Here is a 15,387-nt window from a genome sequence, read left to right as displayed (position 1 = left end):
TTAAAGTTGAAACAAAAGGTGATAAGAGAGTTGGCGCAGGGATGGTATTAGCCAGTGATGGTTCGACAAGTGACATCATTTTTAATGCTGATCGTTTCTCTATTTTTAATGCCACCAGCAAAGCCGCCGTGCCGGTGATGATTGCGGAAGGTAACGAGCTGTATATTGATTCGGCGCGAATTAAAAACGGCACGATTGATATTGCCAAAATCACAGATCGACTTTCCTCTACTAATTATGTGGCCGGATGGAGAGGCTGGAGTATTACCAAGAGCGGAAGTAGTGAATTCAATAACGTTGTGGTTCGCGGTGAAATACAGGCTGATACAGGTACTTTAAATAATGTAGTTATTAATGAGAGTTGTAATATCCTGGGCACCGTAAGGGCTAATAAGATTATTGGAGACGTCGGCTCGTGGGCAATCAATATTGCTCAGCACCGCTCCCGTCGAATTGCGAAAGCACAATGGGCCTGGTTCGATTTGCTTGCTGTTGATCGCCAGCCGTTCGAGCAACGAGTGCAGCTTTTAGGCGCGCTTCGCCAGGACGACTCAATTAATATTACGGGTGGAGGTAAATTAACGGCAGGTATGGAGTACAGGAGTTATGAAGGTGGCTCGTTGAGTATGGGTAAACTAGGGTACTGTATTCTCATGCTGGGTACCGGCGCTACTTCGGGTGGTGGCCCCATGACCTGTGCGCTCTCTATTGATGGCGTTTTATATAAGCAGGAAAATGAGAGTATGGAAATTCAGTCAATGGACTTCATCGTTCCGCCAGGTACTGGCCAGACTGTTGTGCGCTATGGGTACTATCTGGACAGAAACGGTGGTATGACGGGCGTAATCTTGTCACGTTTTCACGCGTTTGTTATGCGTAATTCAAATATTATTCGAGGTGTTTCAAGTGATTAAAAGGCTAAGCTCTGTTCTAAGGTGGTGATTTACCAGACCACGGATTGCGCAGTGAGTTAAATTTAATAGCCTGAAATACAAACCGAAACGGCGCCCTCATCATGGATGACATAGTGAGGGCGCTTTGCGTTCTGAAACTGAGGATGAATAAAAGGAGACCAAAAAAATTTGCTAATAAATGTTAATACAGCGCATAAATACGTACTTCGCCTCTCGACGCGGCGCGCTGAGCTGCCTATTATCCTTAGGCTTGTTCATTTTAAGATGTATCTGAGGGGAGAGAAGATGCGAGCTGCGTTTTTAGTGGGATGTGCTGCGCTGTTACTGTCGGCGTGTAGTAGCAATGATGAACCTGTTCAGCAGGCAACGGCGGCGCACGTGTCGCCGGGAATGCGTGCCGCGATGAGCAGCTCCGGCCAGGCAAACTGCGCCATGGTTGGCGGCTCGTTATCGGTCGCCCGCCAGCTTGATGGCTCCGCTATCGGCATGTGCGCATTGCCGAACGGCAAGCGCTGCAGCGAGCAGGCGCTGGCAGGCGGAAGCTGCGGTAACTATTAATTCATCAGGTCGGCGAGCTTATACACCAGCGTCTGGTCGGCGGTCGCCAGCGTCAGCTGCGTTTCCGTCAGGTCGACCTGCGCGCCTTCGCGCAGCATTTTGCTCAGCGTGGCGTCCAGCGCGTTCAGCTGCGAGTCCGTGCAGAGCATGCGGGTCATCGCCAGCTCTTCAACCTTCAGCTCGCCGTCAGAGACTTTGCCCGTGCCGCTGAAGCGGTTGCACATATTACCTGAAACAGACATCTTGCCCGTAATGGGCATTTTTTCGCCGAAGCTCAGCTCCTGCGGCTTATCCGCGGCATTCAGCGGCTGCCCGTTAACGCTGGTCAGCACAAAACGGTGATGCTGAAGCTGTTCCGCTCTGGTTGACACCTTGCTGTTATAAACGCAGCCCGATAGCAACATTCCAGCCGCCAGCAGCGCAGCAAACTTGTTCATTTAGTCTCCATAAATATTTATCGTATTAATAAATGAAGGGAATTGTAACTTTATCGCAGGCGATTACTGTGGGGATTATCTGAATGTGCCCCCCGCAGAGGAGGAGCACAAAAGGGAAAGGAATATCAGACCAGCGCGTTAGGGCAGGTTTCGCAAGCATCCACCTGACGCAGGTTGTCGAGGGTGGTTTGTGAAATGCTGATCAGCGCTTCCGCGGTCAGAAACGCCTGGTGACCGGTAAACAGGACGTTATGGCAGGCAGAGAGACGGCGGAACACATCATCCTGAATCACGTCATTAGACTTATCTTCAAAGAACAGATCGCGTTCGTTCTCATACACGTCCATCCCCAGCGCGCCAATTTTCTGATGCTTAAGGGCGTCGATTGCTGCCTGCGAATCGATGAGCGCGCCGCGGCTGGTGTTGATGATCATCACCCCGTCTTTCATGCGATCGAACGCGGCATGGTTCAACAAATGGTAGTTTTCATCGGTCAGCGGGCAGTGCAGGGAGATAACGTCAGACTCCCGGTACAGGGTTTCAAGATCGACATACTCCACGCCCATATCCAGCGCGGCGGCGCTTGGGTAGGGATCAAACGCCAGCAGACGCATACCGAAGCCTTTCAGAATGCGCAGCGCGGCGACGCCGATTTTACCGGTGCCGATAACGCCGGCGGTTTTACCGTGCATGGTGAAACCGGTTAGTCCTTCAAGGGAGAAGTTCGCGTCGCGGGTGCGCTGATAGGTGCGATGAATACGGCGGTTCAGCGACATCATCATGCCGATCGCGTGCTCTGCGACCGCTTCCGGCGAGTAGGCCGGGACGCGCACCACGCGCAGGCCCAGCTCTTTCGCGGCATCGAGATCAACGTTGTTGAAGCCCGCGCAGCGCAGCGCGATGTACTTCACGCCGTGGGCTTTCAGTTCTTCGAGTACCGGGCGGCTACCGTCATCGTTTACGAAGATGCACACCGCTTCACAGCCGTTGGCGGTTTTGGCGGTCTTTTCGGTTAGCAGGAAGTCAAAAAATTCCAGTTCAAAGCCGTATGCATCATTGACGTGCTGCAGATACTTCTTGTCGTACTGTTTCGTACTGTATACAGCGATTTTCATAAGACTTTTCTCCAGTGATAATACCGTCACGGTAGCATAATTAAAATAATCTTACAAATGTTAAAAACTAGTTTAATCAGCAGGTTATAGTATTAATTCTAGAGCATATCGTAGAGTTAAGAAATCTCTTTAAAAGACAATACGTTTCATTAAAAGTTGAGGCTCAGCGCCCCTGGCGCCAGCAGGATCAGAGGCCAGAGTAAACCTGAACTGACGTTAGCGAGCTGAAACTGCCAGAGAGAGGTCCCGCTGGCGCCGGTGACCAGCGGTACGGTGGCGCGCAGCGGAGAGAGAAAGCGGCTAAAAAAGACCGCCCACCCGCCGTGGCGGCGCAGGAACAGCTGGCCGCGAGCGAGGCGTTCGGCATTAAGCCAGCGTATACGATGCAGATGGTGCCGGTAGCGGTAGCCCGTCAGCCACGAGAGCCAGAATCCGCCGATGGCGCCGAGGCTGGCGCTCATCCACATTAACAAAAAATGGCCGACGCTGGCCGATGCCAGGGTGCCGAACAGCAGCAGTCCGGAGGTGCCGGGGATCAGCAGCGAGATAACGGCGCAAGATTTCGTGAACGTCAGCAGGAAAACCATCAGCAATACCAATGAATAGCGGCTCTGAGCGTATTCCATCAGCGAGATAATTAAGTCCACAGCACCATCCGTTTACGTTCGCAGGTGTGGACCAGTGTCGCAGGCGAAAACTAAACCCCGGCTAAATAGCCGGCTGGTGAATCAGATGGCGGCGACTACGCTTAAACGGGATGGAAACTTTAACTCACAGGTCGAACGTGCCACAATAGCGGCCTCTCGGCTTTTACTTATTTCGAATCAGGATATTAGCTGCCCATGAAGGGTAAATATAAAGCCGCCATCGCGCTATTATTAGCCCTCGTGCTGCTACCGCTGGCTTTGCTATTAACGCTCACCCACTGGGTGCCCACGCTGGCAGGTATCTGGCTACCGGCGGGAACCCGAATCTCACTTAATGAAAGCCCGCGACTGACGCGCTCCGCGCTGCGTATTCCGGATCTGCGCTACCTGGTCGGCGACTGCGAAATCGCGCGCGTCGCCAATGCCTCGCTCTCGCGTCCCAGCCGCTGGCGTTTACATATCAGCGAGCTGGATATAAACAGCGCCTGCCTGAACAAGCTCCCGGACAGCGAAGCCGCGCCGGGGGCGCCGAAAACCCTCGCCGAATGGCAATCAATGCTCCCTTACAGCTGGCTGACGATTGACAATCTGCGCCTGTCACCGTGGGAGAAATGGCAGGGGCGGCTGGTGATGTCGCTGACGCCGCAGCAGCAGGATATCGGCTATGCCGGTAAAGAGGTTACCCTCCAGGCGCGGCTGCGCGGCCAGGCGCTGACGGTCAGTGATTTTTCCGCGCGTCTGGTGGAAGATCAGGCGCCGGTGAAGCTGGTGGGCGAGTTTCAGATGCCGCTGGTGCCGGACGGTTTGCCGGTCGACGGCCACCTGTTCAGCACCTTTGAATTTCCACAAACTCCCGGTCTTGTCGATGCCGAGCTGGAGTGGCAGAAGAACCGCGGGCAGCTGCTGGTCACGCCGCGCGGTGAAGTGGAGCCGATGCTTGACCTGCCGTGGGAAATCACCCCGGATCGTATCGTCATCAGCGATGGCCGCTGGCACACCGAATACGCGGGCAACGCGTTGAGCGGCCGGGTTGCGCTTTCGCTGGGCAACTGGCAGCAGGGCACCGAGCAGATGCAGGTCAGCGGGCGTCTTAACGTGCTCACTCAGGGCCAGGCCGGGAAGGGCAACGCCGTGCTGAATATCGGCCCCGGTAAGCTGAGCATGGACAGCAGCGACATGCCGCTACAGCTGACCGGCGAGGCCAAGCTCGGCGATCTGATTTTTTATGCCCGACTGCCCGCGCAGCTGAGCGGGCCGCTTACCGCGCCGGTGCTCAATTTTCACCCCGGCGCGCTGCTGCGTTCGCGCGGGCGGGTCATCGATTCGTTGAATATCGATGAAATCCGCTGGCCTCTGGCGGGCGTCAAAGTGACGCAACAGGGCGTTGATGGCCGCCTGCAGGCTATTCTGCGCGCCCATGAGCAGGAGATGGGGGATTTTATCCTGCATCTTGATGGCCAGGCCGACAACTTTATGCCCGACCGCGGCCGCTGGCAGTGGCGCTACTGGGGCGATGGCCATTTCACCCCGATGCAGGCGCGCTGGGATGTTAAAGGCGCGGGCGAATGGGTTGATAGCGCCATTGTACTCAACAGCCTGTCGACCGGTTTCGATAAGCTGCAGTATGGATCCATGCTGGTGAGTACCCCGCGCCTGACGCTGGAAAAACCGATCCACTGGCTGCGCGATGAGCAGCATCCCAAACTGACCGGCGCGCTGTCGCTGGATGCCGGGAAAACCACCTTCAGCGGCGGCAGCGAACTGCCGCCGTCAACGCTTAAGTTCAACATTGATGGCCGCGATCCGACCTGGTTCCGGTTCAGCGGCTCCCTGCATGCGCAAAAAATTGGCCCCGTGCGCGTTACCGGGCGCTGGGACGGCGAACGTCTGCGCGGTGAGGCGTGGTGGCCAAAACAGTCGCTGACCGTTTTCCAGCCGTTGGTGCCGCCGGAGTGGAAGATGAACCTGCGTGAGGGAACGCTCTACGCGCAGGTGGCATTCTCTGCCGCCGCCGAACAGGGCTTCGAGGCGGGCGGTCACGGTGTGCTCAAAGACGGCAGCGCCTGGATGCCGGATAACCAGATCAACGGCGTCGATTTTGTGCTGCCGTTCCGCTTTAGCGACGCCACCTGGCAGCTTGGCACCCGCCATCCGGTATCGCTGCGCATCGGCGAAGTCGTCAACCAGTTCACCGCGCGCAATCTGACGGCGGATCTCCAGGGCGCATATCCCTGGAGTGAAGACGCACCTTTACAGTTGAGCAACGTCAGCGTCGATATTCTCGGCGGCAAGCTGACCATGCAGCAGCTGCGGATGCCGCAGCACGATCCGGCGCTGCTGCGTCTGCAAAATATCTCCAGCAGCGAGTTAATTAGCGCGATTAAAGTGAAGCAGTTCGCCGTGTCCGGCCCGTTTAACGGTGCGCTGCCGCTGTGGCTGGATAACGATAAATGGATTATCAAGGACGGCTGGTTCAGCAATCCGGGGCCGATGACGATGCGTCTTGATAAAGACACGGCAGACGCGCTGGTGGCTGACAACGTCTCCGCCGGGGCGGCCATTAACTGGCTGCGCTATATGGAAGTGGCCACCTCGTGGACGCGGATCAACCTCGATAACCTCGGCGTGCTGACGCTGAAGGCGACGATTAGCGGCACCAGCCGGGTAGAAGGCAAAAGCAATACGGTGCACTTAAACTACTCCCATGAAGAGAATATCTTTGACCTGTGGCGCAGCTTGCGTTTCGGCGACAATCTGCAGGCGTGGCTGGAGCAGAACGCCAGGCTGCCCGCGCCGCGCTGTCAGGACAGTCATACCTGTAAGGAACAACAATAATGATCAAACTATTCGCCGCCTTTCTGGCCACCGCGCTGCTGGCGGGCTGTACGCCGCGTATTGAAATCGCGGCATCGAAAGAGCCGATCACCATCAATATGAACGTCAAAATTGAGCATGAAATTCATATCAAGCTGGATAAAGACGTTGAGAATCTGCTCAAATCCCGTAGCGATCTGTTCTGAGGCGATGATGAGAATACGACTGGTAACCGCGGCGCTGGCGCTGGTGCTGTTCAGCGCTCAGGCGCAGGCCCTGACCCTGAATGAGGCTCGCCAGCAGGGGCGGGTCGGCGAAACCCTCAACGGCTATCTTGAACCGCTGCGTCAGGATAAAGAAACTCTTGAGCTGGTGAAGCAGATCAACGCCGCCCGCAGCGACAGCTATCAGCAGCTGGCGGATGACAATAATCTACCGGTGGATCAGGTGGCGAAAATGGCCGGTCAGAAGCTGGTCGCCAGGGCGCAGCCGGGCGAGTACGTGAAGGGCCTTAACGGCAAATGGCTGAAAAAATAGCTATCGGCAGCGCTTGCGATACTCCCCCGGCGAGACGCCGAAGCGCTGCTTAAAGGCGGTGGAAAAATGGCTATGATCGCTGAAGCCCCAGCTGTAGCCGATCCCCGCCAGCTTTTCGTCATCATGGGCGCTTTGCAGCGCGCGGGCGCACAAATCGAGCCGACGATTCTTGATATATTGCGCTACCACCAGCCCCTTTTCCGCAAACAGCCGATAGAGGCTGCGCACCGACATGCCGGTTTCGCTGGCCAGCCACTCCGGGCGCAGATGTTCCGCCTGAATCGACTCATCGATTAACGCCATGATTTTCTGAAACTGCTTATCGCGCCGGGAAGGCTGGGCCTCCTGATGATGCAGCATCGGGCGCAGCAGGCAGACGATGGCCTCCAGCGCCGCTTTGCTTTCGCTGGCCGAGAGTTCAGGGCTGTTCATGCTTTCATGCAACAGGCGCTGGCTGAGCTGGACCATCGGCAGGCTTTTCGCCAGCCGGGTAGCGATGCTGATTTCACTGCTGCGCAGCTGTTGCTCCAGCAGCGATCTTGGCAGCAGCAGGGAGGCCTGACGCGAGGTTTGCTGCCAGATAATTGAACAGGGACGAGACGCGTCGATCAGGGTGATATCGCCGCTTTCCAGCATCGCCTGGCGGCCATCCTGCTCGATCGTCGCCTGGCCCGCGAGCTGGAAGACGGTATAAAACCAGGCGTCGTTATCGCGCTGGATCTCTTGTCGGGTGCGGTAAAGATTAATGCCGCAGGCGGTCACCGTGCTGACTTTCAGGTCGCCGGCATAGCTGGCGTCGATCTCACCGTGGAAATTATCAGCCAGCGGACGGGCGGCGAACTGCCCGCAGACCTGATTGATTTTTGCTAACCAATGCTGGTAGTTCTGCCCACGATTTGCCGTACTCATCGCGCATCCCTTGTAATAATAATGTTTTTGCATTGTTGCACTTATGATGCCGGAGGCAAGGGTCAACGGCGGAGTATATGAAAGAACTATTACCTGCTGCACATTTTCTGTCCGCCTCATCGACTTAATTGCGGCGCCTGTCACAGCGGCAACAGCGAATGTCACAGAGAAAAAAGCGTGAATCGCGACCCCGGCATAAACTGAAATCACTATCCGTGAAGAATAAGGAAGGGGTATGTCCACATCACAGGTCGCGCTACTCGCCAGCGTGCAGCAGTTTTTAGACAGACAGCATGGGTTGTATCTCGACGGTGCGCAGCAGGCGGCAGAGAGCGAAAAGCGCTTAACCGTCTGGGATCCGGCCACCGGTCAGGCTATCGCCAGCACCGCGGATGCTAACGCCGCGGATGTCGATCGGGCGGTGATGTCCGCCTGGCGCGCTTTCGTTTCCCGCAGCTGGGCAGGGCGGACGCCCGCCGACCGCGAGCGGATCCTGCTGCGCTTCGCCGATCTGGTGGAGCAGCACGGCGAGGAGCTGGCGCAGCTGGAGACCCTTGAACAGGGGAAATCGATTAACATTTCCCGCGCCTTTGAAGTGGGCTGCACGCTGAACTGGATGCGCTATACCGCCGGGCTGACCACTAAAATCAGCGGCCGCACCCTCGACGTATCGATCCCCTTCCCGCAGGGCGCACGCTATCAGGCGTGGACCAAAAAAGAGCCGGTGGGCGTGGTGGCCGGGATCGTGCCGTGGAATTTCCCGTTGATGATCGGCATGTGGAAAGTGATGCCCGCGCTGGCGGCTGGCTGCTCGATCGTCATTAAGCCGTCGGAAACCACGCCGCTGACCCTGCTGCGGGTAGCGGAACTGGCAACCGAGGCCGGCGTGCCGGACGGCGTTTTTAACGTGGTGACCGGCAGCGGCGCCGGGTGCGGCGCGGCGCTGACCTCTCATCCTCAGGTCGCCAAGGTGAGCTTTACCGGATCGACCGCTACCGGTAAACAGATTGCCCGCGTGGCCGCTGACCGACTGACCCGGGTCACGCTGGAGCTGGGCGGCAAGAACCCGGCCATCGTGCTGAAAGATGCCGATCCGCAGTGGGTTATTGAGGGATTAATGACCGGTAGCTTTCTGAATCAGGGGCAGGTATGCGCCGCCAGTTCGCGAATTTATATTGAAGCGCCGCTGTTCGATACGCTGGTGAGCGGCTTCGAGCAGGCGGTGAAGTCGCTACAGGTCGGGCCCGGTATGCTCGAGAGCAGCCAGATTAACCCGGTGGTGTCGCAGGCGCACTGCGCAAAAGTGGCGGCCTATCTTGCTGAAGCCCGTCAGCAGAAGGCAGAGCTGATTAGCGGTAACGTGGGGCCGAATGCGCAGGGCTACTATATTGCGCCAACGCTGGTGATTAATCCCGACGCCGGGCTGCGCCTTAGCCGGGAAGAGGTTTTCGGTCCGGTGGTGAACCTGGTACGCGTGGCCGACGGGGAAGAGGCGCTGCGCCTGGCCAACGACAGCGATTTTGGCCTGACCGCCAGCGTCTGGACCCGCGACCTGAGCCAGGCGCTGAGCTATACCGATCGCCTGCAGGCGGGGACGGTGTGGGTTAACAGCCATACGCTGATCGACGCCAACCTGCCGTTCGGCGGCATGAAGCAGTCCGGTACCGGCCGCGATTTCGGCCCCGACTGGCTGGACGACTGGTGCGAAACGAAGTCGGTCTGCGTACGCTACTAGCCGCCTTTTCCCCGGTGGCGGCTGGCGCCTTACCGGGGCTACAAGCGCGTAACTTGCGGATTCTGTCGCCAGTCCTGCGGCAAAATCCGCGCCTCGATACCTCAAATCCGGCTTATCTCCGTATGCCCGGTGGCGCTTTTCTCCGGGAGTAAACCGTCACTCCAGCAAGGACGGGTCGGCGTCGATCATCATCTCCTTCATCTCTGCAAAATGCTGGCGTGAAAAGTCGGCGATCCCCTCCCAGTCCTGCGCGGTTTTCTCCGCCACCGCATCGGAGAGCACTTTCAGCGGCTGCCCCGTTGACCAGGCGGTCACCAGAATCTGGCAGGCGCGCTCCAGAGTCCAGATATCATCGAAAGCCTCGCCAATCGACGGTGCGGTCACCAGTACGCCGTGATTGCCCATCAGCAGCCGGCGCTTGTCGGCCAGCAGCGACGCCAGACGCGCGCCTTCCGCCGTGGTGTCCGCCATGCCGCCGTATAACCTATCGACGGCTACCCGATTGAAATAGCGCGCCGTGTTCTGATCGATCGGCGGGATATGCGGCGTCTCGAGGCAAGCAACGCTGGTGGTATACACCGGATGCAGGTGCAGTACCACCCGCACCTCCGGCAGGCGCTGGTGGATCTGCCCGTGAATCGCCCACGCCGTGGCGTCCACGTCCGCTCGCCGGGCGCAGGCTTCATCATCGGCGTCCAGCAGCAGCAGGTCGCTGGCGCGGATGCGCGAAAAGTGTTTCCACTTCGGATTCAGCAGGAATTTTTTGCCGTCCGCCGAGATGGCCGCGCTAAAGTGGTTGGCCACCGCTTCGTGCATCCCGAGATGGGCGATGATGCGAAAGGTCGCTGCCAGGTCGATACGCGTCTGTTCTTCATAAGAGCGGGCCATATGATTACTCCGCTTTCGGCATCAGAGTTTGCAGATCCTCTGGCGTCGGCGCCTGGAAGTTATATTTCTTCAGCAGCGCGGCGTATTCCGGCGTCGCGCTGTATTTCTTCAGCCCTTCCTCCAGCGCGGTTTTCACTTCGCTATTGCCTTTTTTCACCCCAAAGCCGTTGAGCACCGGATAGATCAAGGTTTCGGAAGAGATGGTCACCCGATCGCCAAGCTTGTCGATCACGCCGCGCGCCACCGCCGCATCGGTGATTTGCGCCTCAACCGCCCGCGAGAGCAGCGCCTGGGTGGTTTGCGGGTCGGTGGTGTATTCACTGAGCGCTATCGGCTTCAGGCCCTTTTTCACGCAGTAGTCAGCGGAGAGCTTTTGCAGCTGCGCCAGCCATGACGTCGCCCCCATTGAACCAATTTTGTGGCCGCAAAACGCTTCCGGCGTTTTCGGCTGATAGTCGCTGCCTTTCAGCGCGAGGATCGCTTCGCCGCTTTTCAGATAGGGCACCATATCGATAACCTTCAGACGCTCGGCGGTGATGTACATCGACGAGTTGGTGATATCGAAGCGTCCCCCCTGCAAGCCCGGAATCAAATTCGGAAACCGGGTATCAATATTCACCGCCTCGCGGCCCATAGCTTTCGCCAGCCCGGCAAGAAACTCGATATCGAACCCTGCGGGCTTGTTGTTTTCCATATATTCATACGGGAAAAAGGTCATATCCGAACCGGCGGTGATTTTCCCCGGCTGCTGGAAGGCCTGAGCGCTAAAGGACGACAGGGCGCCAGCGGTGCAAAGGAGCAGGGCAGCAGGGCGGAAAGCTTTAAAACGTTTCATACAACCTCCAGAGAGTGGGCAAATTACATGCTGGCGCGATCGGTACCGGCCTGCTGGACGAAAAAGGATGCGCCGCGCGGTTTTTGCGGCAGGCGTAAATGATTCACGGTACTGCGCACCAGGCCGCTCTCTTCCCCGGCAACCATCTGCCCGGCGTGCGCGCTGGGCAGCGGATTTTCGCCGTACGGCAGGGCATCTTCCGCCGCGTAGACGCTGATAAACAGCGTCCGCGGCAGGTCGGTTTCATTGGGGCTGGAGGCGTGGAGCAGACGAGTATGCATAAAGCACACCGATCCCGCCGGGCCAAAACAGGCCTGCGGCTGCTGGCAGTGGGTCGCTTCAACCTCCCGATCCACGGCGCCGGTAAAACGATCGTTTTGCCAGTGGGACCACAGCGGTCCCCGATGGCTTCCCGGCACCACGTTGAGCGGGCCGTTCTCCGGCGTCACTTCGCTGACCATCAGCAGGGCGGTGATGATGTCGTCGTTGCTGTGAGGGGTAAACAGAAAATCCTGGTGCCACTTCACCTGCGTGGCGGTGTGCGGCAGCTTGGAGTTGATTTTGCTGTGATGGAAGCGGGTCCCGCTGCCGCCGATCAGCTGGCCGGCAATCGCCGCCATTCTCGAATCAAGCGCGGCCTGGCGGTAGGCGGCGGAAATCTCCGTGGGGGAACTCACCCGGCGCAGCGACGGATGATGGGGCGCGTGGTCGCTTTCGAGATCGAAACGCGGCCGACCGTCCAGGGTTTCGCCCCACACTTCGCTATGCTGTCGGCTCTCTTCGACCCAGGTGTCGAAATCGGCCTGCAGCAGCGCGATTTCCTCGGCGGAAAACACCTCTTCGACAACCAGAAAACCCTGCTGATGAAACTGTTCGATTTGCCACTGCGCGATCATATTTTTCTCCTTTCGGGAACGGAGGCGTTAAGCCAAAGAGACATCTTTCAGGAAGGCGTCCACGCGCGGATGCTGGCCGTCGCGCATTGCCTGAGGCGTGTCGTCGCAGACCACGCGCCCTTTTTCCATAAACACAATTCGGTCGGAAACCTTAAAGGCGAAGTTCATTTCATGGGTGACGATCACCATGGTGATGCCTTCATGGGCCAGCGATTCGATAACCTGCAGAACCTCGTTAACTTTTTCCGGATCCAGCGCCGAGGTGGGCTCATCGAACAGCATAATTTGTGGGCGCATCATCAGGGCGCGGGCAATCGCTACCCGCTGCTGCTGGCCGCCGGAAAGCTGATGCGGATATTTCCACGCGTGTTCCAGCATGCCGACTTTATGCAGCAGTTCGCAGGCGTGCTGCTTCAGCTCGCCTTCGCTGGCCAGATGGTGATAGCGCGGCGCCAGCAGCAGGTTGCCGAGTACGGTCAGGTGGGGGAACAGGTTGAAGCTCTGGAAAACCATGCCGATATTCTGGCGATGCTCGCTGTTCTCCATAAAACGCGGCTTCTGCTGCCCCTGGCGGTCAAGGTGAATAAAAGGCTGGCCGTTGATTTTGATCTCGCCGTTATCAATCTGCTCAAGGCCGTTCAGCAGGCGGATCAGCGTGGTTTTACCGGAGCCGGACGGGCCGATGACGGAGACCACTTCGCCGGGCTGAATTTGCAGGCTGACGGCGCCCAGCACTTCGACATTGTTATAGGCTTTATGCAGCTTTGACGCCTGCAGCGCCGGTTCCTGCGCGACGCTAACGCTGCGGGCCATTGCCGGACGCCGCGCGGTGGCCAGCTGCTGCATTTCTTCATCCACCGGTCGCGTGGTCTTACGCTGGGTGACGTCGAGCCAGGTCTCGAGGCGCTTAAGCAGGAAATCAAACACCGTGACGATCAGGATGTAGTAAAACGCCACCGCCGCCATGGTCTCCATGACGAGGAAATTCTGCGAATAGAGGCGCTGGCCGACCATTAAGATCTCGGTCAGGGAGATAACCGACACCAGCGAGCTGAGCTTGACGATGGCGATATACTCATTAGCCAGCGCCGGCAGGGCGACGCGCAGCGCCTGCGGGATCACCACACGCCACTGGGTGCCGGCATAGCGCAGCCCGAGCGCGCGGGCGGCTTCGCTCTGTCCTTTGGGAATCGACAGCAGTCCGCCGCGATGAATTTCAGCAATATAGGCGGCTTCGCTCAGCACCATCGCCAGCAGTCCGGCCCAGAACGGGTCGTTCAGCACCGGGGCGAAGGAGGGTAGCGCCTGCGGCATGTTGTAGACAAAAATCAGCAGCACCAGCAGCGGCATGCTGCGAAACAGCCAGATATAGAGGCGGGCAGGCGCGTTAAACAGCTTGCGCGGCGACTGTTTGGCCAGCGCCAGAATAAACCCCAGCACAATACTGAAAGCCCAGGTCAGCAAACTTAATTTGATGACGGTCCAGGTGGCCTGCCAGAAATCGACATCGCTGAGCAGGCTTAACATATAGTTCCAGTTAAACGTCATGGGCTATTTCACTCGCCATAATTAACGGAAATTAAGGCGATTCCCCTGTTCTAATATGGGGAGCCGCCGGCGTTCATCTTGCCATGACACTATGCTGGCACTCTTCGACCGGTGGCAATTAGTAAATTTTTGGCCTTTAAGTTTAAAAAAACTATACAGCTATATTAACCTCAGGGAATTTAACGCAATTAATGAGAAACAGCATTGAAACAACTTAAAAACAATCACCCTTATTTTTAAACCTGATTTTTCGTAAAATGACAATTTGTGCAATATTGGGGCGCGCCGCGGGCGAATAAGGTGCAGGGCGATGCTTTATGGTGCAATACGCGAAATCAGGCAAAAAAAGAGGGCGGGTTATTAAATAGAAACGGCGGCTATTTGCTGACGAGGTAAAGCGCAAACGGCATGGCACGATGCTTGCAGGCTGCTTATCGTAAAACTAAGCCCGTTCGTAATAAGACAATATTTTATCAATGGTGAAGCGATGAACCGATTTACCCTCAAACAGCTTAAATATTTCGTGACGGTGGTGGAAACGGAGAGTATCGCTGAGGCTTCCCGTCAGCTGCACATTGCCCAGCCGTCGATCTCTATTGCGATTAAAAACCTCGAAAGTACCTTCGACCAGCAGCTGTTTATTCGTCACCACGCGCAGGGCGTATCCCTGACCTCAAGCGGGCGGCGCTTCTACGATAAAGCCAAAGAGCTGCTGCGGCTGTCCTATGAGTTTGAGCAGAACTCGCGGGCGGATAAAGAGCTGGTATCCGGGACGATTTCCGTCGGCTGCTTTGAATCCGTCGCGCCGCTGTATATGCCAAAACTGGTAGCGGGATTTAAAAAAATGTATCCCGAAATTACTCTCCAGCTCTACGACGGCGAACAGCATGAACTGATGCACGGTCTGCACCGCGGACGCTTCGATCTGGCGCTGGTCTACGACCTGGAACTGGGTCACTCCATTCATAAAGAGCTGCTGAACGCCCCGCATAAACCCTATGCTTTGCTGCCCGCTTCTCATCCGCTGGCGCAGAAAAAATGCGTCACGCTCCAGGAATTAAGCCGGGAACCGATGATTTTGCTCGATGCGGTCCCCAGCAAAAACTATTTTGTCTCGATATTTAAAGAGAAAGGTTATCACCCGGAAGTGGCCTACAGTTCGCCGTCCATAGAAATGGTGCGCTGTATGGTCGGGCAGGGATTAGGCTTTTCGGTACTGGTTACCCGTCCGCTGTGCGATATGACCTATGACGGCGAAAAGCTGGTGCAGCTGGATATTGCCGACGAAATGCCCGCATCGACATTAATTATGGCGCATCTTGCCAATAATGAACCCACGCGTCCGACGCAGCTATTTATGGATTATTGCCGCAGCATAGAATTAACGCCGCATCAGCACGCGTAATTTAATTAACGCGACCGCAAGCGTTATTTTCTTGTCGCGTTATTCAGCCTCGTAAATTTCTATTCAGACGATCGTTTTATAATAATTTACCATTTCATCACACTTACTTAACCTGAGTTCTGTCAATCCCGGCGGATAAGCCGGACAAC

15 protein-coding genes are annotated in these 15,387 nt (G+C 56.9%); 7 read left to right on the top strand and 8 right to left on the bottom strand.

The window, feature by feature from the left end; genetic code table 11:
• Window positions 1-914, top strand: a 914-nt coding sequence (locus FQK12_RS01995) for a phage tail tip protein (RefSeq protein WP_146295648.1), incomplete at its 5' end; no start/stop codon positions are given.
• Between the two features lie 285 nt (window positions 915-1,199).
• A complete protein-coding gene (locus FQK12_RS01990; RefSeq protein WP_004101621.1) occupies window positions 1,200-1,472 on the top strand; it encodes a DUF333 domain-containing protein in 273 nt (90 codons plus the stop codon).
• Here the strand turns inward: FQK12_RS01990 and hslJ are convergent.
• From hslJ to FQK12_RS01975, 3 genes are all read right to left on the bottom strand, one after another.
• Window positions 1,469-1,909 carry a heat shock protein HslJ gene (gene hslJ / locus FQK12_RS01985; protein ID WP_014229134.1) on the bottom strand — a complete coding sequence of 147 codons (441 nt, stop codon included), beginning with the start codon at window positions 1,907-1,909 and terminating at the stop codon, window positions 1,469-1,471. The two genes, FQK12_RS01990 and hslJ, sit on opposite strands and share 4 nt — an antisense overlap.
• 125 nt (window positions 1,910-2,034) lie before the next feature.
• Window positions 2,035-3,024 (bottom strand): 2-hydroxyacid dehydrogenase, encoded by a 990-nt coding sequence (locus FQK12_RS01980; protein ID WP_014229135.1) that lies wholly within the window; start codon window positions 3,022-3,024, stop codon window positions 2,035-2,037.
• A gap of 149 nt (window positions 3,025-3,173) precedes the next feature.
• The gene (locus FQK12_RS01975) at window positions 3,174-3,671 is read right to left on the bottom strand and encodes a DedA family protein (protein ID WP_014229136.1); all 498 of its coding nucleotides are present in this window, start codon (window positions 3,669-3,671) and stop codon (window positions 3,174-3,176) included.
• Window positions 3,672-3,866: 195 nt separating this feature from the next.
• Here FQK12_RS01975 and FQK12_RS01970 point away from each other — a divergent pair, with 195 nt between their 5' ends.
• The 3 genes from FQK12_RS01970 to FQK12_RS01960 are packed head-to-tail and all read left to right on the top strand — an operon-like array spanning window position 3,867 to window position 7,022.
• Window positions 3,867-6,506, top strand: a complete 2,640-nt coding sequence (locus FQK12_RS01970) for a YdbH family protein (protein ID WP_014229137.1) — start codon at window positions 3,867-3,869, stop codon at window positions 6,504-6,506.
• The gene (locus FQK12_RS01965; RefSeq protein ID WP_004121063.1) at window positions 6,506-6,691 is read left to right on the top strand and encodes a YnbE family lipoprotein; all 186 of its coding nucleotides are present in this window, start codon (window positions 6,506-6,508) and stop codon (window positions 6,689-6,691) included. Before FQK12_RS01970 ends, FQK12_RS01965 begins: the two co-directional genes overlap by 1 nt.
• 7 nt (window positions 6,692-6,698) lie before the next feature.
• A complete protein-coding gene (locus tag FQK12_RS01960; protein WP_004850377.1) occupies window positions 6,699-7,022 on the top strand; it encodes a YdbL family protein in 324 nt (107 codons plus the stop codon).
• Here the strand turns inward: FQK12_RS01960 and feaR are convergent, their stop codons facing one another.
• Window positions 7,023-7,931, bottom strand: a complete 909-nt coding sequence (gene feaR, locus FQK12_RS01955) for a transcriptional regulator FeaR (RefSeq protein WP_014229138.1) — start codon at window positions 7,929-7,931, stop codon at window positions 7,023-7,025.
• 235 nt (window positions 7,932-8,166) lie between these two features.
• Between feaR and FQK12_RS01950 the strand changes: the two genes are divergently transcribed.
• Window positions 8,167-9,666: an aldehyde dehydrogenase family protein gene (locus tag FQK12_RS01950; RefSeq protein ID WP_014229139.1), complete on the top strand. Its 1,500-nt coding sequence runs from the start codon at window positions 8,167-8,169 to the stop codon at window positions 9,664-9,666.
• Between the two features lie 156 nt (window positions 9,667-9,822).
• On the opposite strand, the gene FQK12_RS01945 is transcribed toward FQK12_RS01950, so the two are convergent.
• From FQK12_RS01945 to FQK12_RS01930, 4 genes are read right to left on the bottom strand one after another with little or no spacing between them, the layout of a single operon-like run.
• Window positions 9,823-10,554, bottom strand: a complete 732-nt coding sequence (locus tag FQK12_RS01945; protein WP_014229140.1) for a class II aldolase and adducin N-terminal domain-containing protein — start codon at window positions 10,552-10,554, stop codon at window positions 9,823-9,825.
• Between the two features lie 4 nt (window positions 10,555-10,558).
• Window positions 10,559-11,389 (bottom strand): ABC transporter substrate-binding protein, encoded by an 831-nt coding sequence (locus tag FQK12_RS01940; RefSeq protein WP_014229141.1) that lies wholly within the window; start codon window positions 11,387-11,389, stop codon window positions 10,559-10,561.
• A 23-nt stretch (window positions 11,390-11,412) separates the two neighbouring features.
• The gene (locus FQK12_RS01935; RefSeq protein WP_014229142.1) at window positions 11,413-12,285 is read right to left on the bottom strand and encodes a phytanoyl-CoA dioxygenase family protein; all 873 of its coding nucleotides are present in this window, start codon (window positions 12,283-12,285) and stop codon (window positions 11,413-11,415) included.
• Between the two features lie 27 nt (window positions 12,286-12,312).
• Window positions 12,313-13,833: an amino acid ABC transporter permease/ATP-binding protein gene (locus FQK12_RS01930; RefSeq protein ID WP_014229143.1), complete on the bottom strand. Its 1,521-nt coding sequence runs from the start codon at window positions 13,831-13,833 to the stop codon at window positions 12,313-12,315.
• 487 nt (window positions 13,834-14,320) lie between these two features.
• On the opposite strand from FQK12_RS01930, the gene FQK12_RS01925 reads away from it, so the two are divergent.
• Window positions 14,321-15,238, top strand: coding sequence for a LysR substrate-binding domain-containing protein (locus FQK12_RS01925; protein ID WP_009653045.1), 918 nt, complete (start codon window positions 14,321-14,323; stop codon window positions 15,236-15,238).
• The last annotated feature ends 149 nt before the right edge of the window (window positions 15,239-15,387 follow it).

This window comes from Klebsiella sp. ME-303, assembly GCF_007910085.1.
GTDB lineage: Bacteria > Pseudomonadota > Gammaproteobacteria > Enterobacterales > Enterobacteriaceae > Klebsiella > Klebsiella michiganensis.
The sequence above is the reverse complement of the archived record's forward strand: the minus strand, read 5'-3'. Positions and strand labels throughout refer to the sequence as shown.